Below are 23,183 nucleotides of genomic sequence, written 5' to 3' on the forward strand. Positions count from 1 at the left end.
TGTCTTCAAAAGACGGCGCAAGTTACGGCAAAAAAGCCGGTGGGCAAAGTGTTTCTTTATTTTTTCTTGCACATCCAGCATTTTCTATTTACATTGCGCCTCCGATTTACGATAAATTCTTTAATTGTCGGCTTTTATCAATACATACGAACAAAATAAATAGCAGGAATGAAAGACAAACTAGTTTTCTATATCATCAACATTGCAATCTATCCATTGATTACATTTGTTATCATGCCATGCCTCGTCAGATTACAAACTTTTGATGGAGGAGATGCTGCCGGAAATGCAATGGGGCGGGCTTTTACATATCTTTTTGGATGTGTAGTGGCTTGTGTTATAGTATTAATTTTCAGTTTTATAATTTCTTATAAATGGCTGCATTGTGTATGTCATGCAGTTCCTGCATTGGTTTTGGGAGTTTTCCTTATTTGGTTCCTTCCCGAAGCAGAATCCTATATCGAATCCAACAGAACCCGTCATTATAAAGAATATTATGCCTCAGGTCAGCTTAGGGAAGAAGGAGTTAAAATCGGAAACCGTGCTCACTCCAAGCATGGTATAATCACTTACTACGCAGAAGACGGGCATATAGACCGGACAGAAACCTGGAAGAAGGGTGAAATGAACGGGGAATACTGCGAATACTACGACAATGGAAAACTGGCGGCAAAGGGTATCCAAATCTACTGTTCTTTACGTGGAGAATATGACAGCTACCGCTTTGGTAAATGGCTGTTTTATCGCGAAGACGGAACGTTGGACGACGAGCGGACGTATGATGAAGGAATTCTTTCGGGGTCTAAAAATTATAAACTCTGCTGGTTGAAGTCTCAAAACGGTAGACACATTGTCTGTGATATAGGGAATCGTCAGCCTTTTACGGGCGAATTGGACAAAACTGCCATTGTGGACAACTATGTTATTCCGTTTTACTATACAGGAAAAATCATAGACGGAAAGTTTGATGGCGCCTGGAGTGGTTATTATGATTCATCAGGCTTACAAATGTCGGCTGAGGGAACTGCCGTTATGGGTAAGAATGAGGGCAAGTATACAGCTTATTATCCGAATGGTCAAGTATCTGTCACAGCCTGCTATCAGGATGATGAACTGGAGGGGGAATATTATAGCTATGACAAAGAGTCCGTTGTTACAGCCTCACATGGAACTTGCAGATATAGTTGCCATTATGTAGATGGAAAACGCCATGGTATTGCCCGCTGGTGGAATGAAGACGGTGTATTGGTACGCGAATCGGAATATGACACAGGGGAAACTGATGGTGCCAGTTGGGAATACTATGATAATGGCGGACTTAAATCAGAATATATTTATCGCAATTCTCAAAAAGAAGGTCCTTACGAATGTTACTACGAGAGTGGGGCTTTGCAGGAAGAAGGGTGCTATAAAAACAATAAAAAGGTGTATTACAAAAGTTACTATGAAAATGGAATGCTTGAAGAGTTGTTGCTGGAGGGGGATACCCCTGTGCATTATGCCCCGGATGCTTATGTACAAGCTGTTTATTCATTGAAGAATGGATATGAACTTCGGATTTCCTTGTCACCGGACAGCATACACGTTTTTACTCTGAAGCAGGATGGCGAAGGGTATGTGATGGAAAAAGATCCGTATTGTGGCTACAACAAAGAAAAGTTTGCTTTACGCTATAGTGGAATCGATTTCGATGATTATTTGGTGTTGGACAGATGGGAATCTCAATACAGTGTATATTTGTACCTGTATGAAAAGAGTACCGGGAAAAATTTGTTTAAAGATAAACTGTACTTGGAAAGCGGTTACGATGCATCTGCTAATCTTCTGTTATATCTTGATACGGATGACAAGACTAATCCGAAAGGTAATCTTACGTTACTTAACCTGCAAAATCTCTCAGCGATGGAAGTAGATGTAAGGCGGTTTATTCCCGAAGATACACTTCCGAACTATTATTGGAACGATTTTAGTGTAAAGAAAGTCAATAACACATCGGTATGTATCACTTATGATGGTGAAAAATCAAAGCAAATTTCTGAATTAATATTGGACTAAATTACCTTTTAAGTCATAATTATCACTCCGAATGCATTTACCGTTGCGCCACTGATAAATAGATATCAGTGTGCCGTCAGCACGATAGCTTTCACGATACGACACCTCACCTTTTTCATAGCTTCCCTTTTGGTAACTACCATCATTAATGTTGTAGCTTTGGAATGCCCCATCTTTATCTCCGTTATGATAATTATACATTAGTATGAGTTTACCATCCGAACCATATTTGCGAGAGACTCCCTCTTTTTTTCCTTCAGAATATTCTGTTTCTTCTTCCAGAGCTCCGTTTTCATAATAAGAGGTATAATTACCTTCGATTTTCCCGTTGACATAAACCGCACTTGTCATTAACTGACCGTTAGGATAATATTTCTTGAGTTGACCGTTAAGTTCTCCATCAACGTAGGTTGCCGTTGCAGCGACGATTAAATCGTTTCCTGTGGTGTAATAAGAGCAGAAATCCCCATCACACCGGCCATTGTTTACTGGTACGGTATATAAATTGGGGAAAAGAGCTTTACCGACAATTCCAGTCTTATTAAGTTTCCCCGTAAATGGTTTGCCTGTGACAATCACGCAAACCAGTTTTGTTGAATTAAAGTAAAGAGTAAAGTTTTTAGAGCTAATCAGTTTACCTTCGGCGTAGGTGCGTTCATCATCTATACTGCCGTCTTTACGATAGTATATCCAGTTTCCGTCCTGGATTCCAATTAGTTCTCCATTATTCCACTCACCGCCTTTGAATTCACCTTTTACCATCAGTTTGCCGTCAGGGTAGTATGATTCGCAAGGACCTAGCGGTACACCTCTTTCGTAGGAGTCAACGGACTTTACCGTTCCATCTGGGTAGTATCCGGTAATTTTGCCGTGCTTATTCTCAGCACTCCTTTGACCTATATAATATCCTTTTTCGCGAATCATGCCGCTTTCATAGTGCCTTTCATAGGGGCGGAGTAAATTGTTTGCTTGCTCCTTCTTATGAGCTTCTATTGCCAAGATGGAAACACCGCCCACTATTAATGCGAAAACACCTATCCACCATGTCCGTACACACCAATGAGCGAGTATCGTTGAGAGTACGAACCAGATAATGAATGAGAATAGACACCCGTAATAGAATGAAAATCCAGCGGCCATACCTCCACCGGCTGGATCCGTTGATTCGCTAAAATCCTTGAATGAGTTACTCCACGGAACGATAACATAAAACAACGCTGGATAAACAGCTGAAGTAATGATGAAAAACACTATTCTTTGAATCATTTGCGTGCGATTATCTTTTTGGCCAATATTTTGCAAATATATATCGCAGTCAGGCTAAATATAATTATAGATATTCCATGCCTGGATATGTTTAACCCCATTTTTGGAAGGTAATGTTATTTCGTCCAATGTTACTACAAACTTCTCATAGTGGTCGGTAAGCGAATCAAAAGGAGCATATTCGCGTTCCGTGGTACTATCGTCAATCAACAGATAGCTGACCTGCAAATAGATAATCCTATCGGCTTTTGTAGCAACAAAATCTACTTCTCTATCCTTTATCACTCCTACATATACGTCATATCCTGCTATTTTTAAATCCAGATAAATACGATTTTCCAGCAAATAGCCTATTCCATATCCATTATATAAATAGTTATGAAAAGCCAAGTCGTTTGCATAATATTTACATGTTCCCGAAATAATATCTTTACCTTTAATGTTATATCTTTCTGCCCGATGCAACAGGTTTGCTTCTTCCAGATAGAGGATATAATTTGATACGGTTTCATAATTTGTTTTTCTCCCTTTGGACTTAAAGAAATTCACAACATTGTTCACTGAAATCAAATTGGATGCATTGTTTACCAGATATCCGAATATATCTTCCAGTAATCTGGCATCTTTGATGTTGTTTCTTTGTACAATGTCCCTTAACAAGACGGTATCTTTGATAGAAGAAATATAATTCCGTTTTGTTTCAAAATTGTTGAGATGAAACAATTCGGGGAAACCTCCTGACTTTAAGAATTCCATGTATGTATCTTTGTTCACATTTCTTTCAGAAATGAGTGCATATTCCTCTATATTAAAAGGAAAGACCTTAAACTCGATATATCTTCCCGATAGTAATGTTGACAATTGACTCGAAAGCATCTTCGAATTGGAACCTGTTATCACAATTTCGCAATCTTCCGTATAGTCTTGAGATAAAGAATTTACGGCTTTCTCCCACTCCGCGATGTTCTGTATTTCATCCAGGAATAAATAAATTTTCCCGGCAGACAGTTTTTCCTTTCTATACAACTGGTAAAGACTGAGTAAATCGTCTGCATTCCTGACGAAACAGAAAGGGGCAAATTCAAAATTTACATATAATAATTGCCGGGGTTCTACTTGTTTCTCTGTGATTAGATAATTCATCAACTGTCTCATAATGAAACTTTTGCCACTTCTTCGCTGTCCCACTAATACTTTCACCAGTCGATTTTCCATAGCATTGGCTATCGGGTCTATATATTCCTTACGAATCAATCCTAAATCTGGAAACTGTCCATTCCAGAAATTATACTTCTCAAGTAATTGTAATCTTTCGTCCATAAGTGCATACGTTTCCGACAAATATAATAGAAATTTTTCAGGTACACTTGAAAAAAGTGTCTTTTTTGAGGGGAAAATCAAGTGTACCTGATAAATATGTCTGTCTGATTGAGTATTAGGATTTGTAATCCGCCTGATTGGCTACCGAATGTTACTTCTTCTCTCCTTCTTTAGGGTTTTCTTGCAGGACATTGTCAATATTTTGCCGGAACATCTGACGCATGTTCTCGTGCAGGTTTAACAAATCTACTTTGATGTGGAAGAGGTGTTCAAGTTCTTCGCGGATGTCTTGCAATGTGAGGAGGTCGATAGAATGATGTGTCTTCACACAGATATCAATATCGCTATCCTCCCGCTGTTCGCCCCGTGCGGCGGAACCGAAAAGAGCGAGCTGCTCAATACCGTATGTCTATGTTATACAAGCAGTTCTTATTTCTTCAACTCATTAATATTGTACCATTTTCCCTTTTCCTTTAATTGGTTCCTTTTGCCTTCTTCATAAATGGCAGGAATGGTGACTTCTCCTTTTTTATTTATGACGCCCCATTTTCCGCCTTCATATTTACTATATTCTTCTATTTTGATAATAGTTCCGTTTTCGTTGAATACGGCGAGGTTGTTTTCCTGAAAGGGATAAGCGAATGTAAATCTTGGTTTGATTATAATTTGACCTTCCATGTTGGCAAACCCGACTTTGCCATTACTGATAATCCGGAACAATCCATTAGATACGTAGTCTGGGCCGTTGTCATAGCCATAAACCTCAAATAAAATTTCCTCTGAACGATTGATGGCAAATATTCCTTGTTTTTCTTTTAGGGAAACAAAGGCTATCTTGTCAAATTCTTCAGAATAGAGATAGCGATATTTTCCTACAGGAATTATAATATTACCGTTTGCATCTGCATATCCACAGGCGGTTTCATCTATTTCCGGATTTGGACAATACATATATAACTTGTCTTGAGCATATAAAGCATCTGATAATAAGATGCTCATTAAAAATGTAATAATTATAGTTTTCATGGTACGTAGTAATAAGTTTATTTATTAAAATCCCAAAAATGAATTGTGGAACATTCGTCTTCATGGTTTTCCCCTACACAGATGGTAGATAACATATCCGCCGTGAAGAGTTGAATCGAGGCATCAAAACTGCCTGTATAAGCACTTGGTGACCATTGTTTACCTGCTCTTCAAATTATATTTGAATAATAGTGGATGTCACCTGTCTCTATGACGGTGGCATCCACTAGCTCTTAAAAAATCTTTTCCGCTCATTATTGAGCTCTACTTGAACAATTCTAGTATTTCAAATCTTTGAATGGAATCTGAAAAGATTCATCGCTATAGAAGCTTGTTGGGGTACCTTTTTCTGATTTCCAAAATGGAGTTTCTGTCAAATCAAATACTAACCCCCTATATTTCTGATGAATCTGATATAATTCTTCGTCGGTTAGTAATGTACCATTTACTTTCTTTATTATAAAAGAGACATAAGATACAACACCTGTTTCGTCGAAATATAATTCAATTCTAATTTTTTCCCCTTTCTGTTTTAGCTCTTCTATCCTTTCAGAGGAAAAAACTCCTTCATCAATAAGTTCCTGAAAAGGTTTTAGTATCTCATTTATATATATGGACTTTGCTTTCTCTTCAACCCAGAGCATTGCTCTACCTTTGGCCAAAACACTGTTTATTTCTCCTTTTGGCTTTATACAGATGAGATTGGTTGAAATGTCCTCATATATAAAATGTTCGGTTTCTTTTTGTCCGAACAGATAACTTATGCTTGCGATGATAAACATAAGCATAAAAGTAAATTTCTTCATAAATAATTATTTTTTAAATAGGTTATACAATAGTTGAGGTTGAATTGAGGAGTCAAAGCTGCCTGTATAAGTACTTGGTGACCATTGTTTACCTGCTCTTCAAATTATATTTGAATAATAGTGGATGTCACCTGTCTCTATGACGGTGGCATCCACTAGCTCTTAAAAAATCTTTTCCGCTCATTATTGAGCTCTACTTGAACAATTCTAGTATTTCAAATCTTTGAATGGAATCCGAAAAGATTCATCGCTATAGAAGCTTGTTGGGGTACCTTTTTCTGATTTCCAAAATGGAGTTTCTGCTACATCAAATACTACTGTCTTATATTTCTGATGAATCTGGTATAATTCTTCATCGGTTAGTAATGTATCGTTTCCTTTCTTAATTATAAAAGATACATAAGATACAATACCTGTCTCATCGAAATACAATTCAATTCTAATTTTTTCCCCTTTCTGTTTTAGCTCTTCCATCCTTTCAGAAGAAAAAATACCTTCGTTAATAAGTTCCTGAAAAGGCTTTAGTATTTTTTCTAGATATATAGCTTTTGCTTTCTTTTCAACCCAGAGCATTGCTCTGCCTTTGGATAAAACACTATTTATTTCTCCTTTTGGCTTTATGCGGATGAAATTTGTTGAGATGTCCTCATATATAAAATGTTCTGTTTCTTTTTGTCCGAACAGATAGTTTATGCTTACGATGATAAACATAAACATTAATGTAAATTTTTTCATAAATAATTATTTTTTAAATATGTTATACAATAGTTGAGGTTGAATTGAGGAGTCAAAGCTGCCTGTATAAGTACTTGGTGACCATAGCTCGGCTGCTTTTTCGTAAAGCATATATTGCTCATCATCAAAACATTTGTTTTCTAAAATGGAATTCATAAGATTACTAACTGCATCTCTGAACTCTTGTGAAGGATCGGTGCTATATAAATTAGAACCTTGCTCTGAGAATTCACCCATAGACAATGCGTTGGCAATATCTGGAAATGCATGTGCTTCAAATTCCATGGTAAACTTATTAGCGGGATTTTCAGCGTCTTTTCCATAAGTGTTATGTTGCAAAGCATGGAATAACTCCTCTCTGACAATTCCGAAATTGATACATGCATCATTAGGAAATGCAATGGCTTTATCTTCTGTATAATACCTTCCCGATGATTTTCCCTCAATTTGGGGTTCTATGCGAAAAGTTATTTTTACTTTCCCATCTAATGTGTCATATACTTTTTTCCAGAATTTATCATTATTCATTATAGCTAATGCATCTGCCAAAAGTTGCTTTTCTTTGCCTGTTAAGCTTGAATTATCACCATATATTTTATTAAGAACCTTCATTTGTGGGCTCGGTTCTTTTTCTGTAGGATTTCCTGCTCCCCCCGGCGGATAATCTCCATTCCAATTATCATCCCTATCATCAAGTCCGTCATCATAGGTATAGCATTCCTCCGTGCACTCATTGCCGGAATAAGTAGGATAACAATTCTCTACTATATCATAAATAATGCCGGATTCCATATCTCCTGATTGAACGTATGAATAATCACAATATGAATCATAAACAGGATAACATACGTCATGACAAACTTGATGTTCTGCACGTGTGGCAACCGATGAAGAATTAATCAGAGAATCTTTTTTCTCCGTCGGTCTTGATATTGCTGCAACTATCTTTCCATCGGCATATCTCCATCCATTAATAAATGCTCCATTCAGTTCATGGAAAAGTACGGCGCCACTAAAATCTGGCTGTCGATATAAGTACCCGTTCTTTCCGATAGTACGAGTTTTCTTCAGATATTCATAAGTTCCAACGAAAGTCATAATAAAACTTCTTGTTTTTCCTGTTTTCTTATCCCGCAAAACTACTAACCGGACATTGTTCCGGATGAAATTATTTTTCTTTCCCGGTTCCCAATGGGTTTCAGTTTCACTATCCAGTATGATGTGCATTCCTTGGGTATAAATAGGAGTTTCCACTACTTCATAACGCATACGGTTCCACTCTTTAGCTTCACCCCAATGAGGCTTGAACAATCGTTCCTGATCTCCTGCCGACCGTGTTGCTACCACAGGTGCATAATTACTTTCAAACCACTCTTGAGCAGCTGATGCTGTCAGTTCTTCATTTTTGTTCTTAGGCGGCTTTGTCGTCTGATTTCCGGCATCCTGCAGCATGTAGTCGGTACATGCAAATAGCATCCCTAAGATTGCCATTCCTGCTAAGATACGCCATTTTTTACATCTTGCAATGTTTTTCATTCATTTTCTTTTTAAATTAAACAATTATTTAAACTCATCTTCGAAGATTCTTTTTAGTTCGCGATGCAACCTGAATGTATCGAATCCATACACTTTTACATCCTCGGTCAATATCTCATGGGCTATCACTAATGCTTCTTTTCTTCTGCCGGTTTCATTATATAAGAAGGCTAACCTGCCACGTGGTGCCTGCAGAGAAGGCATCATGTTTGCGGCTAATCTGTAGGCGCTTTCCGCTTCTTTCCACTGATTCTTCTTTTTCAGGCAATCTCCTTTTGTCATGAGTAAGCTGGGGGAAGGGAAGTTTTTTTCAAGATAGTGGATGATTGGGAGAACATCTGTATCTAAATTATTTTTTTGAACAAATAGACAATAAGCATAGCAGAATCCTATGTCGTCTTTCATCTTATCTTTAACTTGAAGGATGGGATTGGGATACTCCATGTCTTTCTCTGTGATGGGACTTTGGGAATGGAGGTATAAATTATGATAAGGTTGCCATTGTTTCCAAAGTCTGCCACTTAAGAGGAAAGTAGCAAGGAAGCATATAGCTATCATTGTTATTCTGCTTTTTGCTCTAATCGTACGAGGTTCTATTGTTTTCTTTTTATTTAAAATGAAAGCAATGCTGATAATCCATAAAGTGAGTAATGAATACGTCTGGTCGGGATAAGCAAACATTCCCCATGTTACAATTCCGGCTACGAGGGATTTACATATAAGGGTCGTGAAACTTTTCTTTTTCGGAGGGAGGAGTGTCCAAATACAAAATGCCAGGTAGGTTAACAGTCCTGTAACTCCATACTCTACAGTCATGCGCAACGGTTCGTTGAATGCCAGATGGGTATCTCCCGCCACTTCTTTTTCTTCTTTTGAGGCAGATGATTTCATGTATTCAGCTTGATAATACAGGTAGTTGGCTGCAAAACCTCCTTTGCCGAATCCTGTTAAGGGTTTGTCTTTTATCATTTGCCAGCTAACTTTCCATATAAGTAAGCGGCCATCAGCCGATTTTGGTCTCAGAAAATAGGATGCTCCGGCTGTTGTGATTATGAAAAGTAATACTCCGCCAAGGCGTATTAAGTGTTTCATAGAGAAAGGCCGTGGCAATCGTAGATATAAGCAGTATAAAAGTGAGATAAACAATGATATATAAGCTGCACGCGCATAAGTGAGCACTAAAATGGGAAGACAAAATAGGATGGTTGTGATTATAATTATGAAAAAGTAATAAGATTTTTTCAGTGAACTGTAGAACAATATGAGTCCATTCAGTATTACTCCTAACAGTAAACTGAGCATTATGGCGAGCACTGCCGGATTGTGGAATGGTCCTGTTAGCAGGAAGAACTGACTATTGGATGGTATGTATTTGAAATATTGTAGGTATCCCCAACATGCAAGTAAAATAGCTGCGCAAAGACAGCTGCTGAAAATTATTGTGTAATGTATTTGCCGTAAGCAACGTAGTGTGATATACAGTATCAATAAACAATAACTACCTGTATTCCATAGACTTCCAGGGTGCTTGAAATCAATCAGATAAAGTGTAAGAATGTATAGGCAGAGAATATCCTGCCAAGATAGTTTTATGTTTTTTCTAAATGTGTTCCAGGCGGTAATACTTGTAAGAAGAATCATTATTGATGTTCCGAATATGAATGATGTACGGGTATGACCGAATACTTCGGGAGGGATGCCGGATACGGATATTACGATAGTCAATCCTAGTAATATAGAAGAGAAGTAATCTATTGTGTTTTTCATTTGGTAAGTAAAAAGGTTAATGTTTTGTGGATGCAAAACTATAGCGAAGGTTATTATGAAGCAAACGTATTGCCTTGTATTTGTGTTATATAGTTAAATTTGGAGCTGATTTAGCGAATAATGGATGTTGGAATAGATGTTTATCTGCTTTTGTGTTTGTAGCTGAATGTTTAGAGGATAGAAAAATAGGTTTAGTGGAATCCTTGGTTAATGAAAACTTGTTGCCCCTTGTAGAAAAAGAAAGGAAGTTCTTCTTTGCCTTGGTCCAGATTTCGTAACCAATATATGGTTTCGCTGGGGACAGAATAGAAGTCTAGATAGTTGCCGGTGGCGCGAGCGGTGGAATGTTCCATCCATTTACCTTGATCATAGTAAAGTAATAGGTAGTTGTTGCCCGTTTCTATTCCATTACGGGCATTTCGAGGATATAATTGTAAAGCTTTAATGCATACGGGCGTGGTGAATTCCATGCCAAACCAAGAGGATTCAATGAAGGTGTCCGGATTTCCGTCACATGCCTGCAAGCGAAGTGGACCTGACTTCATGGGGGTTCCTGTTACTTTTACATAAGGGCAAATTGAAGGAGAAGAGTTGTATAACGAATCGAATATAGGTAATTGGCTGGGTGTAGAATAGGTATGTAAGCCTTGCTTTTTTGCTAAAAACTCATATTCTGCTATATAAATGGGAGACATATCTTTGGATTGTAATTTATAATAGCGGTATTTTTTCTCATTATTAATTTCGTATCTTTGCCAATAAGGAGGAGGGGTTTCAGGCAAAATGAATAATGTGTCGTAGGGACCTTCACTTACATGGGAGGCCAATAATAAGGCACCTTTTACTTTTGTTCTGTAATTAACCAGATGCGGCTTATGGGGATATTTACGTAATAAATGTAATTTTATCTTGTTCTGATGATTGCAGGAAATATCTTTTTTATTAATTTTTCCCGTTATACTATCCTGTTGCAATATAAAAGGAGTGTTAAATTCGGTTAGTTCCCCTTCCTCTGACATGTAGGTAGGGAAAAAAAGCATGTTGATAGGGACTTTTTCATAATCTACCACCTGCTTTTTAGGGTCGATATGTCCCCAGGCTACAGGGTTGAGCCCCTGTGTGTTGAAGAAAGATAAATATGCCAGTTTGTTTTCAGATGCAGGTGGTGCAGGTAAAGAGATGTTTGTGCACACGTGATAATTGGGGGTTACGTCTATCAGAGTGGGTTGGCTGAAAATGTCAGGGATTTCCTCCTCTTCTGCCTTGAGGAAATATGGGGTATTTCTTTGTGCTCCAAATGTTTTTCGGTATACTTTACCTGAATATTTTAAACTTAACTCCCAATCTTCTCCTAAATTATTATAAGGAGGGGTATAAGGGTGGAATGTGTGCGTAGAATCAGGCGAACTGCACCAATAATGTCTGCTGTCTTTATCCGGCCATTGGGGGGTGAATTCATATACAACAGGTATCCCGCATGCCCGGAAAATGTTACATGTTATGGTTGCTTGGTTGTGGCAGTCCATTTTGAAGGCTGGAATAAAAAGGTCATAAATACCGATATGTGCGCTGGCTATGATACGTTTGTTTATATCTCGTTGCTGCCTTACGTATTTTTTGTATAAATCAATTGGTTTATGTATATCGTTCATTCCGTTACGAGATAGTTTGTCATACATCATTTGGCGTAAACTTGACTTGTCATTGATTAATGCTTCGTCTGTGGTGCGGTAAGGAAGAATCCATTCTTTAAACTCGTCAAAACTGAGATTCTTTAGTAAAGGTGATTTATGCCATTCTTCAAAAGCTGCATCTATAGTATGAATGAGGAAATCCTTTGTCAGTATTTCTATGTCTTCCTTGCCCGGCTTTTGTTCCGGTAAAGGCAATGTGGAATATTTGTCTGCTAATATTTGTCGTATGGAATCATTACTGTTAGCATTAGGTACTGCCCGGTTAATGGAGTCGGTTTTCTTGAAATACTCCATGTAAGCAGCGGGAATAGATAGCGAACTTTTACTCCTGTGATAGGGCATATTAGCTATTAGAAAACATGCTGCCGCGTATTTCTGTCTGTCTCTATTTCTATAATAGTCTAAAACTTCCGTTAGATTTTCTTTGTTTTTTCCAGCTGATAATAGAGCGCTCTCTACTTCTTTAGGATAATGTCCGCAAGAAGTAAACAAGCAAGTATAGAGAACATAAGTAAATATGTTTTTTAGTGAAAACATAACGGTCTAATTATTTTCAGATTCGCATGATAACACAAAGATAATTAAATAATTGGTAATTTCGACGCTCGTTTTATTGAAAAGTTGTAGAACTTGTTTGCGAATCTCTTGTGTTTACTTTCTTGCTATTTATATGCTCTTTTCCTTGCTTTTACATTGCCTTTCCTTTATCTTTGTATTCATTATTTCGGCTTGCCCACAACTGTGAAATACGTGCTTCATAATTGTAAAGCAGCAGATCCATAGCTGTGAAGCACGTATTTCACAGCTGTGGGCAATGCAAAAACATTACTTATCAACAAAAGAAACATAGGCAGCCAACGAAAGAAACATAGGAGATTAACATAAGCACTCCCTACCCTGAACATCACAGAAAAGGGCAGGAGTGCGAAAAACAAAAGAACAATGGCAATATTATTTGATTGGTACGAGAATCCCAAAACCAAGGACAAGCAGGACGAAGAACTGACCCTGCACCCGCGCATCCGGCTGAACGGTTCCACGGGTACCGCCCAACTACGGAGGTTCATACAAGAATATTGTTCGCTGACCGAAACCGATGTTTCGGCCGTGCTCGATGCCTTGTCGCACTTCATGGGGCGGGAATTGGGTGAAGGACGCCAGGTGCACCTGGACGGCATCGGCTACTTCCGTCCCACACTGACCTGCACCGAACCGGTGAAGGTGGATACCAAACGGAAAAGTACCAAGGTGAAACTGAAAAGTATCACCTTCCGCCCCGATATCGAACTGCGGAGCGAGATAGGCAACATAAAAGTCCAGCCGTTAAAACAACGGAATGTGTTGCAGAAGAAACTGACCTCGGAAGAGATTGACAAACGGGTGGAAAATTTCTTCACTACGCACGATTTTATGACGAAAGGAGATTTCTATTCTCTCAGCGGAATGACAAGAACCACTGCTACCCGGCATATTCGACGTCTTTGTGACGAAGGAAAGCTGGAAAATAGGGGATTACAGAAACAGCCGATTTATGTGCTGAAGAAGTGTAATCAGTAGATTCTGAGTGAGATATGTCTTAAATGTATGGAGTGTAGGTAAAATAGCCTACACTCCATACACGCTTGCTTACACCGCGCTGTATTGCCGATGAATAAAGGGATACAGGGAAAGAGTGTAAGCGTGTAGGCAAAAGTGAGGATAAACTCTATGTAGATTCTTTGTTTCTTAAACTAATTTATTGAAACCTATGACAAAACATTTTCTTTTGGGAATTCTTCTGCTCTCCGCAGTATCCCTGAACGCTCAAACTTCCGGATATTATCAGGAAGCCCCCAATCCGGTAGCCGTTAATCCGGTTTTATGGTCAGAAGTGAAAACCCCGCAAGTCAGTTGGGGAAGTACGGATATGCGGTACAAGAAAGAAGAACCTGCCGCCATTCGTGAAATAAAGAAAACAATCAGTCTAACGGCCTGGAAAGGTGAGAAAGTATCTGCCCAGTTAGTAGTATGGACTCCCGAGACGTTGAACAGCCTGACTTTTAAGGTCAGTGACCTGACTTCCGGAGGTGAAACCATCAGTAAAGACGATATCCAAACCAGTTTTGTGCGGTACGTCATGACCGATGAATTGAATAAAGATGGTTTAGGCGCATGCGGTTATCGCAACAGTGTAGATTTTGATTCCACGCTGGTGGCAGATGTGCTCGATCATCTTACCCCCTCCTTGATGATTCCTGCCAATTCTGCCCAGGGAGGCTGGATCAGCATCCGAGTGCCGCAACAAGTCAAAGCCGGAAGATATACAGGAACGGTCACTGTAAAGAACGGAGACGTTGCCTTGTCTGAACTGAAACTGACTATCAATGTGAAGAACCATACCCTTCCTGTTCCTTCCGAATGGGCTTTCCATCTTGATTTGTGGCAGAATCCATACGCTGTGGCGCGCTATTATGATGTAGAGCCGTTCAGCGAAAAGCATTTCGACCTGATGCGTCCCTTGATGAAACTGTATGCCGATGCAGGCGGAACAGTGATTACCGCCTCCATTATGCACAAACCCTGGAACGGGCAGACTTATGACGCATTCGAGAGTATGGTGACCTGGCTGAAGAAAGCTGACGGTACCTGGTATTTTGATTACACGGTGTTCGACAGGTGGGTGGAATTTATGATGAGCGTAGGCGTCCGGAAACAAAATGGACGAGCGTCCCATGAAGGACATGCAGGAAACATTGGCGGTGATTCGCAAAGCTGATAAAGATTTCAAGGTTTCATTGGCGGGAACTTATCATGCTGAACTGGCGGATGAGCTGGATGATTATTGCATCACAATTGCCGAAAGATTTCCGGCTGAAACAATCCACTCACGCCGTGCAGCCGGAAAAGTGACTACCTATTACACTTGCTGCACAGAACCTCGTCCTAACACGTTCACTTTCAGTCAGCCGGCCGAAGCCGAATGGTTGGCGTGGCATAGTGCCAAGGAAAATCTGGACGGTTATCTCCGTTGGGCATTGAATAGCTGGGTGAAGAATCCGTTGCAGGACAGCCGTTTCACTGCGTGGGCGGCTGGTGACACTTATTTGATTTACCCCGATGCCCGTTCGTCTGTCCGCATGGAACGTCTGATTGAGGGGATACAGGCTTTTGAAAAAGTGCGTATTCTGAAGGATGAATTCAGGAAGAAGGGCAATAAAGCTGCCATTAGGAATATGGATAGAGCATTGCAAATGTTCGACGAGCAGAGCCTGCGGGAAGTGCCAGCCGCCACTGCTGTGAACAAAGCGAGAGAGGTAATCAACAGATACTGAGAAGTCTTTAACGAAAAGGGGGATTGATGTCCCCTTTTTATTTGAAGAATCTTTAGAAGATAAGGTTATAAAGAGAGCAATATTTTTATTACTTTTGCACCAATCTATCATTCATTTACTAAGGAATTCTATTTCATGGCTAAGAAAAATTCTACAAAAGATACGGAGCAATCCCTTTCCCTGTTTGGTAAAATAAGGGCAATCTTCAAAAACGAAACGATTCACTTTGTTATTGGCTTGGTACTGGTCATTTTCTCTGTGTACTTGCTGCTGGCCTTTTCTTCGTTCTTCTTTACGGGAGCGGCGGATCAAAGTATCATTGATTCGGGCAATGCACAGGAATTGGCTTCTACCAATAATGGGGTGAAGAACTATGCCGGTTCGCGTGGCGCACAATTGGCAAGTTATCTGATTAATGACTGTTTCGGCATTTCATCTTTCTTCATTCTTGTATTCCTTGCAGTGGCGGGGTTGAAGTTGATGCGTGTACGGGTGGTTCGCCTCTGGAAGTGGTTTATCGGTTGTTCGTTGTTGTTGGTTTGGTTCTCTGTCTTCTTCGGCTTTGCCTTTGTGGAGCAGTATAAAGACTCTTTCCTGTATCTGGGCGGTATGCACGGGTATAATGTCAGCAATTGGTTGGTATCGCAGGTAGGTGTTCCGGGCGTTTGGATGATTCTGTTGGTGACTGCTATCTGCTTCCTTATCTATCTCAGCGCACGTACGGTTATCTGGTTGCGCAGATTGTTCAGTCTTAGTTTCCTGAAACGCAAACAGAAAGAGGAAGAAGAGAAGGGAGAAACCCCCGAAGAGTTTACGGACTCGTGGACGGCAAAGGGAAAGAAAAAGCCGGTTGCTGTTCCTGATGTGGCAGATATAAAAGAAGAAGAGGCTCCCGTTGAAATTCCCGAACCTATAAAAGAGCCGGAAAATGAAATTACATTGGATTTGGGTGGCGTTACGGAAACACAGCCTGCCAAGGTATCGGGTGAAGAAGTGTCTATGACTATTGAGACACCTGTTCCTGACCCTGTACCTCCTTTCCACGAAAAAGCGGCAGAGCCAGTTTTCGAAATAGAAGCTACTGAAAATGATGACGAATATAAAGGCCCGGAAAAGGAACCCTATAATCCCCGTCTCGACCTGGAAAACTATCGTTATCCTACTATCGACCTGATGAAGCATTATGAGAATGCCGAGCCTACTATCGACATGGCGGAGCAGAATGCCAATAAAGATAAGATTATAAATACACTGCGCAGTTTCGGTATTGAAATCAGTACGATAAAGGCGACGGTGGGGCCTACGGTGACGCTGTATGAAATCACTCCCGAGCAAGGTGTCCGTATCTCCAAGATTCGTGGTCTGGAAGATGATATCGCTCTTAGCCTTTCGGCATTGGGTATTCGTATCATTGCGCCGATTCCGGGAAAAGGAACAATCGGTATTGAAGTGCCGAACTCCAATCCGAAGATTGTTTCCGGACAGAGTATCATCGGTAGCAAGAAGTTTCAGGAGTCTACTTATGACTTGCCGGTTGCTTTGGGCAAGACGATTACCAATGAGGTCTTCATGGTCGATTTGTGCAAGATGCCGCACATGCTGGTGGCCGGTGCCACCGGTCAGGGTAAATCTGTCGGACTGAATGCCATTATCACTTCTTTGCTTTATAAGAAGCATCCGGCTGAACTGAAGTTTGTGCTGGTAGACCCTAAGAAAGTAGAATTCAGCATCTATTCGGTGATTGAACATCACTTCCTTGCCAAGCTGCCCGATGGGGAAGATGCTATCATTACGGATGTAACCAAAGTAGTGCAGACGCTGAATTCCATCTGTGTGGAAATGGATACCCGTTACGACTTATTGAAAGCCGCGCACGTGCGCAATATTAAGGAGTATAATGAGAAGTTTATTAATCGTCAGCTGAATCCTGAAAAGGGACATAAGTTTATGCCTTACATTGTGGTGGTGATTGACGAGTTCGGCGACCTGATTATGACGGCGGGTAAAGAGGTAGAGTTGCCTATTGCCCGTATCGCCCAGTTGGCGCGTGCGGTGGGTATCCACATGATCATCGCTACGCAACGTCCGACAACGAATATCATTACCGGTACAATCAAGGCGAACTTCCCGGCTCGTGTCGCTTTCCGTGTATCTGCCATGATTGACTCGCGTACTATTCTCGACCGTCCCGGAGCTAATCAGCTGATCGGGCGTGGTGATATGTTATTCCTGCAAGGGGCAGATCCTGTACGTGTGCAATGTGCCTTTATCGATACGCCGGAGGTAGCGGAGATTACTAAGTTTATTGCCAAGCAACAAGGCTATCCTACTGCATTCTATTTGCCGGAGTATGTGGGTGAAGATGGCGGCGGAAGTGATTTGGGAGATGTGGATATGGGACGTCTGGACCCGTTGTTCGAAGATGCTGCCCGCCTGATTGTCATCCATCAGCAAGGTTCTACATCATTGATCCAACGGAAGTTCGCTATCGGTTACAATCGTGCCGGGCGATTGATGGACCAATTGGAAAAAGCCGGTATTGTGGGACCTGCACAAGGCAGTAAAGCGCGTGAAGTGCTTTGTGTCGATGAGAATGACCTGCAAATGCGCCTGAACAATTTACTGTAAATCGTGTTAAACTAATGATGAAGAATCTTCTTTTTATCTGTATCTGCCTGTTCGGTCTGGCATTACCGCTTTCGGCACAGAAATTGGATGCCCAAGATATATTGGATCGTACAGCCACTGCTTTCCGTCAGGCGGGAGGTATTCAAGCGGATTTTACGGTTCAGACGTATGCGAAAGGTGCTTTACAGGGGAGTTCTGTCGGGACTATCCGTCTGAAAGGGGAAAAATTCCTGTTGGATGCCGACGGGGTGAAAACCTGGTTTGATGGTCGTACGCAATGGAGCTATCTCACAAACAGTGACGAAGTGAACGTTTCCGAACCTACTCCTGAAGAGTTACAAAGTATCAATCCTTATGCCCTGCTGTCTATTTACAAGCAAGGGTATCACATGAAATTGGGTAAAACTGATGTTTATGGAGGTAAACCTGCTTATGAGGTGATATTAACCGCTTCTGATAGAAAGAAGGATTTGCAGTGCGTTATTATTTATGTAACGAAAGACACCTTTCAGCCTTTATGTATCAGCATGACGCAAAAGGGTGGAAATAGCGTGGCTATTCGTATTACATCTTATAAAGCGGGAGAATCATACAGCGATCATCTTTTCACTTTTGACAAGAAAGCGTATCCGACTGCTGAAGTGATTGATCTGAGATAGATAATAACTAAATATATAAATAACGATTATGGAAACAGAAAAAGTAAAATGTCTGATTATAGGTTCTGGTCCTGCCGGTTATACTGCGGCTATTTATGCAGGGCGTGCCAACCTTTCTCCGGTGCTTTATGAAGGATTACAGCCGGGTGGTCAGTTGACGACAACTACAGATGTGGAGAACTTTCCCGGTTATCCGGAAGGTGTCAGTGGCCAGCAATTGATGGATGATTTGCGCAAACAGGCAGAGCGTTTCGGTGCAGACCTGCGTTTTGGTATTGCAACCGCTTCCGACCTGAGTGCGGCTCCATACAAAGTAACGATTGACGAAGAGAAAGTGATTGAAACTGATACGTTGATAATTGCTACGGGCGCTACTGCCAAATATTTGGGATTGGATGATGAAAAGAAATATGCCGGTATGGGCGTCAGTGCTTGCGCTACTTGTGATGGTTTCTTCTATCGCAAGAAGGTGGTAGCAGTGGTCGGTGGTGGTGATACGGCTTGTGAAGAGGCTGTTTACCTGGCCGGACTGGCTAAGAAGGTTTATCTGATTGTGCGGAAGCCTTTCCTGCGTGCTTCCAAAATCATGCAGGAGCGTGTGATGAAGCATGAGAATATAGATGTGCTGTTTGAGCACAATGCCGTGGGCTTGTTCGGAGAGAATGGTGTGGAAGGTGTTCATCTGGTGAAACGTATGGGTGAATCGGATGAAGAACGCTACGACCTGGCTATTGATGGTTTCTTCCTGGCTATCGGCCATCAACCGAACTCAGATATCTTCAAACCCTATCTGGATACAGACGAGACGGGGTATATCATTACAGAAGGCGACAGCCCTCGTACGAAAGTGCCGGGTGTGTTTGCCGCCGGTGACATTGCCGATCCGCATTATCGTCAGGCTATTACGGCAGCAGGAAGCGGCTGTAAGGCAGCACTTGAAGCGGAAAGATATCTTTCATCCAAGTGCTTGATCTAAACTCCTGTCCTGAAGAAGGTCTTCCCGGCCGGGGAATATCATATTAAAAGAGAAAAGCTCCGGATTGTCTTGCAATCCGGAGCTTTTCTCTTTTAATATACTTCTATTTCATCTACGTATAAGTCCGAAGGAATAATATCTCCCGGTGAATCTTTCCGGCAGTCAATGCCATTGCGCAATGTGCCACCACTCTTTAAAGTCACTTTGATGTAGCGTGCTTCGGTTGGTGTACATTCCAGTACATCAGTGAACATCTTCCTGCCATGGTCAGGATATTCGCGGGTGTAGGAGGCCTGAGCTACTTCCTTAAATTCTTTGCCATCAGTGGATACTTCCACACGAGCTGCGCTTGCGGGCAGTACACGGAAAGCGGGATTATAGAGTGTACCGAAAATCACTTTACTGATAGTGGCCGGTTTTTCCAGATCGACGGAAAATACGAGCTCATTGTTATTCTTTTCATTCAGGTTGAAGGCTACCCATGGTGTGAAGGAAGCGATATTGCCGCGTTTTCCATTGGTCAATCCCAATGTTGTGGTATCTGCCCCTAATACATCATTCTCTCCGAAGATGTCACCGCTCATCCAACCCCAATGAGGAGTGGTGGTGTATTGCTTTCCACTTATCAGGTTTGCATAAAGTTTCTTGCCGTTCACTTTCCCCAGCATTTTACCGTTCTTGAAAGCTGCTGCCTGCAAATCGATGTAGCCTTCCCAAATGAATGGCTGAGTGTAAAGTTCAGACTTTGCAGTCGGTGCACTTCCATCCGTGGTATATCTGATTTCGGCATCCGGATAGAATGTTTCCAACACGGCTTTCAATGTGCCGTCGTACACGTGCGTATTGATATTGACATCGAAGAAATTGCGGCATGCCTTTGCGTTCATGGCGTCCATACGCTCAAAGTCTTCTACCATGCGACTCCGGAAGCCGTTCCAGTTCTTCCGGTTGTTCTGTGTCCAGCCCGTCTCTGCCAAAGCCACGGCACGGGGGAATGCCTGATAGTCACGACGTTCATCACTTTGCATGTATTCGTTCCATATATTACCTTGCACACCGATGATATGTTTTTTCACCAGTTCGTCAGCGTCATCGGGAACAGGATTATAACTATAGGTCTTTTTCAGTGTCTGATATCCGCCGATGGTAGTCGGTGCGGTTTCGGGTTCTTCCTGATACTGGTCCAGGTAAGCATACGGGCTGGGAGTCATAATTGCATCGTGTCCCGCTTTGGCGGCAGTGATACCGCCTTCCACACCACGCCAGGACATCACTGTTGCATTGGGTGCGAGTCCGCCTTCCAGGATTTCATCCCAACCGATGATATTTCGGTCTTTGCTGTTGAGATATTTCTCCATGCGGGTGATGAAGTAGCTTTGCAGCTTTTCTTCCTTTGTATGTTTCTTACCGTCAATGGCATTCGGAGTGGTATCATCTTTCAGACCAAACTTCTTGATCAGTCCTTGGCAATGTGCACACTTCATCCATGCATCTTTGGGACATTCGTCACCACCGATGTGAATGTATGAACTGGGGAATAATTCCATCACCTCATCCAGTACACCTTCCAGGAATTGGAACGTTTCTTCTTTGGGGCAGAAGACTTCTTCGAATACTCCCCATGTGCCGGTTACTTCATACGTCGTATCCGGTCTGCAAGACAGTTCAGGGTAGGAGGCAATGGCGGCAATGGCATGTCCCGGCATCTCTATTTCCGGGATTACGGTAATGTATTTGCTTGCTGCATAAGCCACTATATCTTTAATCTCTTCCTGTGTATAGTATCCTCCATGTTCTTTGCCGTCAAATATTTGCGGCCAGTTGACATAATAGTAATCTATCAACGTTTCTTTCCGCTTCGAACCGACTTCCTGTAATTTCGGGTATTTCTTGATTTCTATCCTCCATCCCTGATCATCAGTCAGGTGAAAGTGGAAGGTGTTCATCTTATGCATGGCAAGCATATCGATGAATTTATAAATGTAATCGGTCGTAGAGAAATGACGGCAGACATCCAGCATCAGGCCTCGGTAAGGAAAACGGGGAGCGTCTTCTATTTCAACAGCAGGCAGAGACCAGTTGGCACGTTTCACAGTTACCTTTCCGTAAATGGCGGGTGGTAACAGTTGATACATAGTCTGTACTCCATAAAAGAAACCGTTGGGATGTGATGCCGAAAGGGTGATTTCATTCGGTGCGATGGAAAGTTTGTATCCTTCCTTGAGCATACCTTCTTCCGTAACGAAGCGTATGTCTGGTTGTTCCGGATTCTCCTGTGAACTAGTTTTCAGAGAAATACCGGAGGTCAGTTGAATTTGAGCAATCAAGCTGTCCGCAATGGCTTGTACTTCCGGAGTGCAACCGGCTGTGACGACAGATACTTTATTGCTCAGTAAGAAACGTCCCTCTTGGGGAGTCATCTGATTAGGCATCGGGACGATATTGTACTCGTTCACCACTTCTTTTTGATTTTGCTGACAGCCGGAAGAGGCACACAGCAGGCTTGCTAATAGCAAAGCACTTAATCCTTTTTTCATGACATAAATGTGTGTTAAGTTTATAAATCGGGCAAAACAGGGAAAAGGGGTATAGCTGTCGTCAAGGGGGGGGAGACGCTACTATTCTTTATCCTATTTTACTTATCTTTTTCAGCTTTTCTTCGTCGATGATCTTTATTTTTCGTCCGTCGATAGTGATTAAACGTTCAGTAGAGAATTGTGATAGCGTACGAATGGCATTGGAGGTTGTCATATTCGACAAATTTGCCAGATCTTCCCGCGAAAGGTATATACTGAGAGTTGAGCCATCTTCTTCCAATCCATAACTTTCTTTGAGGAAGAGCAGTGATTCCGCCAATCTGCCACGAATATGTTTCTGTGTCAGGTTAACAGTGCGTTCGTCGGCAACTCCCAGATCGAAGGATAGTTGCTTGATAAAGAACATGGCAAGATCATTGTTCTGCGTCACCAATGTAGTGATAGCACTCATCGGTATCAGGCAGATCAGAGAAGGTTCGAAAGCGGCAGCAGCAGTAACGTAGTCTTCTTTGGCGAAGTAAGCACGGTAACCGAAATACTCAACGGGTTTAATCATGCGGATAATCTGGCTTCTGCCACCGACACCATCCTTATAAATCTTGACCTTTCCATTCAGAAGGCACATGAGGTATTTAGGGGTTTCACCTTCGCAATGAATGACTTCATTTTTCTTATAATTCTGGAGCGTAAAATGGTTAGCGAGAAATTCCCGCTGTTCTTCATTCAGGGGCTCCCACATATCGGCTATCAGCTCCGGAACATTCACGTCTGACAAATTCATTTTTACCATAACTGCTGCAAAACTGTGTTATACAGCACAAATGTAAAAAGAAAAAATTAAATATTGCACAAAAGACACGAAAAGAT

At 41.4% G+C, this 23,183-nt stretch carries 16 protein-coding genes and 1 pseudogene; 6 read left to right on the plus strand and 11 right to left on the minus strand.

Annotated features, from left to right (window positions below; translation table 11 throughout):
• Positions 1–168: 168 nt before the first annotated feature.
• On the plus strand, positions 169–2,055 hold the full coding sequence (locus K6V21_RS12720) for a toxin-antitoxin system YwqK family antitoxin (protein WP_224318772.1): 1,887 nt from the start codon (positions 169–171) through the stop codon (positions 2,053–2,055).
• Here the strand turns inward: K6V21_RS12720 and K6V21_RS12725 are convergent.
• The 9 genes from K6V21_RS12725 to K6V21_RS12765 form a co-directional block, all read right to left on the minus strand.
• The gene (locus K6V21_RS12725) at positions 2,041–3,321 is read right to left on the minus strand and encodes a toxin-antitoxin system YwqK family antitoxin (protein ID WP_224318775.1); all 1,281 of its coding nucleotides are present in this window, start codon (positions 3,319–3,321) and stop codon (positions 2,041–2,043) included. The genes K6V21_RS12720 and K6V21_RS12725 overlap by 15 nt on opposite strands.
• A 54-nt stretch (positions 3,322–3,375) precedes the next feature.
• Positions 3,376–4,641: an ATP-binding protein gene (locus K6V21_RS12730; protein WP_224318777.1), complete on the minus strand. Its 1,266-nt coding sequence runs from the start codon at positions 4,639–4,641 to the stop codon at positions 3,376–3,378.
• Positions 4,642–4,792: 151 nt separating this feature from the next.
• Positions 4,793–5,041 carry a nucleotidyltransferase family protein gene (locus K6V21_RS12735; protein WP_224322037.1) on the minus strand — a complete coding sequence of 83 codons (249 nt, stop codon included), beginning with the start codon at positions 5,039–5,041 and terminating at the stop codon, positions 4,793–4,795.
• 29 nt (positions 5,042–5,070) lie between these two features.
• Positions 5,071–5,667 (minus strand): WG repeat-containing protein, encoded by a 597-nt coding sequence (locus tag K6V21_RS12740; protein ID WP_224318782.1) that lies wholly within the window; start codon positions 5,665–5,667, stop codon positions 5,071–5,073.
• A gap of 278 nt (positions 5,668–5,945) precedes the next feature.
• Complete coding sequence (locus K6V21_RS12745; RefSeq protein WP_224318785.1) at positions 5,946–6,473, minus strand: hypothetical protein; 528 nt, start codon at positions 6,471–6,473, stop codon at positions 5,946–5,948.
• Between the two features lie 207 nt (positions 6,474–6,680).
• Positions 6,681–7,208 carry a hypothetical protein gene (locus tag K6V21_RS12750; protein WP_217715657.1) on the minus strand — a complete coding sequence of 176 codons (528 nt, stop codon included), beginning with the start codon at positions 7,206–7,208 and terminating at the stop codon, positions 6,681–6,683.
• Between the two features lie 6 nt (positions 7,209–7,214).
• On the minus strand, positions 7,215–8,744 hold the full coding sequence (locus K6V21_RS12755) for a hypothetical protein (protein WP_224318788.1): 1,530 nt from the start codon (positions 8,742–8,744) through the stop codon (positions 7,215–7,217).
• A 24-nt stretch (positions 8,745–8,768) separates the two neighbouring features.
• Positions 8,769–10,511, minus strand: coding sequence for an O-antigen ligase family protein (locus tag K6V21_RS12760; protein ID WP_309493817.1), 1,743 nt, complete (start codon positions 10,509–10,511; stop codon positions 8,769–8,771).
• A 191-nt stretch (positions 10,512–10,702) separates the two neighbouring features.
• Positions 10,703–12,742: a hypothetical protein gene (locus K6V21_RS12765; RefSeq protein ID WP_224318790.1), complete on the minus strand. Its 2,040-nt coding sequence runs from the start codon at positions 12,740–12,742 to the stop codon at positions 10,703–10,705.
• A 405-nt stretch (positions 12,743–13,147) separates the two neighbouring features.
• Between K6V21_RS12765 and K6V21_RS12770 the strand changes: the two genes are divergently transcribed.
• The 5 genes and pseudogenes from K6V21_RS12770 (at position 13,148) to trxB (ending at position 19,779) form a co-directional block, all read left to right on the plus strand.
• Positions 13,148–13,762: a DNA-binding protein gene (locus tag K6V21_RS12770; RefSeq protein WP_224318793.1), complete on the plus strand. Its 615-nt coding sequence runs from the start codon at positions 13,148–13,150 to the stop codon at positions 13,760–13,762.
• A gap of 190 nt (positions 13,763–13,952) precedes the next feature.
• A pseudogene (locus tag K6V21_RS12775) lies at positions 13,953–15,516 on the plus strand (glycoside hydrolase domain-containing protein).
• A 135-nt stretch (positions 15,517–15,651) separates the two neighbouring features.
• Positions 15,652–18,144 (plus strand): DNA translocase FtsK, encoded by a 2,493-nt coding sequence (locus K6V21_RS12780; protein WP_224318795.1) that lies wholly within the window; start codon positions 15,652–15,654, stop codon positions 18,142–18,144.
• Positions 18,145–18,158: 14 nt separating this feature from the next.
• Positions 18,159–18,803, plus strand: coding sequence for a LolA-like putative outer membrane lipoprotein chaperone (locus K6V21_RS12785; protein WP_224318800.1), 645 nt, complete (start codon positions 18,159–18,161; stop codon positions 18,801–18,803).
• Positions 18,804–18,831: 28 nt separating this feature from the next.
• The gene (trxB, locus tag K6V21_RS12790) at positions 18,832–19,779 is read left to right on the plus strand and encodes a thioredoxin-disulfide reductase (protein WP_007212825.1); all 948 of its coding nucleotides are present in this window, start codon (positions 18,832–18,834) and stop codon (positions 19,777–19,779) included.
• A gap of 92 nt (positions 19,780–19,871) precedes the next feature.
• On the opposite strand, the gene K6V21_RS12795 is transcribed toward trxB, so the two are convergent.
• Positions 19,872–22,316: a glycoside hydrolase family 20 protein gene (locus K6V21_RS12795; RefSeq protein ID WP_224318802.1), complete on the minus strand. Its 2,445-nt coding sequence runs from the start codon at positions 22,314–22,316 to the stop codon at positions 19,872–19,874.
• An 88-nt stretch (positions 22,317–22,404) separates the two neighbouring features.
• Positions 22,405–23,106, minus strand: a complete 702-nt coding sequence (locus tag K6V21_RS12800) for a Crp/Fnr family transcriptional regulator (protein WP_007212829.1) — start codon at positions 23,104–23,106, stop codon at positions 22,405–22,407.
• Between the last annotated feature and the right edge of the window lie 77 nt (positions 23,107–23,183).

The organism is Bacteroides cellulosilyticus (genome assembly GCF_020091405.1).
GTDB lineage: Bacteria > Bacteroidota > Bacteroidia > Bacteroidales > Bacteroidaceae > Bacteroides.

What these genes read in the sequence shown, in the direction of transcription:
- K6V21_RS12785 (WP_224318800.1), top strand. Translation starts at nt 18,159, where the DNA reads ATGATGAAGAATCTTCTTTTTATCTGTATCTGCCTGTTCGGTCTGGCA.
- K6V21_RS12780 (WP_224318795.1), top strand. Translation starts at nt 15,652, where the DNA reads ATGGCTAAGAAAAATTCTACAAAAGATACGGAGCAATCCCTTTCCCTG.
- trxB (WP_007212825.1), top strand. Translation starts at nt 18,832, where the DNA reads ATGGAAACAGAAAAAGTAAAATGTCTGATTATAGGTTCTGGTCCTGCC.
- K6V21_RS12795 (WP_224318802.1), bottom strand. Translation starts at nt 22,316, where the DNA reads ATGAAAAAAGGATTAAGTGCTTTGCTATTAGCAAGCCTGCTGTGTGCC.
- K6V21_RS12755 (WP_224318788.1), bottom strand. Translation starts at nt 8,744, where the DNA reads ATGAAAAACATTGCAAGATGTAAAAAATGGCGTATCTTAGCAGGAATG.
- K6V21_RS12740 (WP_224318782.1), bottom strand. Translation starts at nt 5,667, where the DNA reads ATGAAAACTATAATTATTACATTTTTAATGAGCATCTTATTATCAGAT.
- K6V21_RS12745 (WP_224318785.1), bottom strand. Translation starts at nt 6,473, where the DNA reads ATGAAGAAATTTACTTTTATGCTTATGTTTATCATCGCAAGCATAAGT.
- K6V21_RS12730 (WP_224318777.1), bottom strand. Translation starts at nt 4,641, where the DNA reads ATGGACGAAAGATTACAATTACTTGAGAAGTATAATTTCTGGAATGGA.
- K6V21_RS12800 (WP_007212829.1), bottom strand. Translation starts at nt 23,106, where the DNA reads ATGGTAAAAATGAATTTGTCAGACGTGAATGTTCCGGAGCTGATAGCC.
- K6V21_RS12765 (WP_224318790.1), bottom strand. Translation starts at nt 12,742, where the DNA reads ATGTTTTCACTAAAAAACATATTTACTTATGTTCTCTATACTTGCTTG.
- K6V21_RS12720 (WP_224318772.1), top strand. Translation starts at nt 169, where the DNA reads ATGAAAGACAAACTAGTTTTCTATATCATCAACATTGCAATCTATCCA.
- K6V21_RS12725 (WP_224318775.1), bottom strand. Translation starts at nt 3,321, where the DNA reads ATGATTCAAAGAATAGTGTTTTTCATCATTACTTCAGCTGTTTATCCA.
- K6V21_RS12750 (WP_217715657.1), bottom strand. Translation starts at nt 7,208, where the DNA reads ATGAAAAAATTTACATTAATGTTTATGTTTATCATCGTAAGCATAAAC.
- K6V21_RS12760 (WP_309493817.1), bottom strand. Translation starts at nt 10,511, where the DNA reads ATGAAAAACACAATAGATTACTTCTCTTCTATATTACTAGGATTGACT.
- K6V21_RS12770 (WP_224318793.1), top strand. Translation starts at nt 13,148, where the DNA reads ATGGCAATATTATTTGATTGGTACGAGAATCCCAAAACCAAGGACAAG.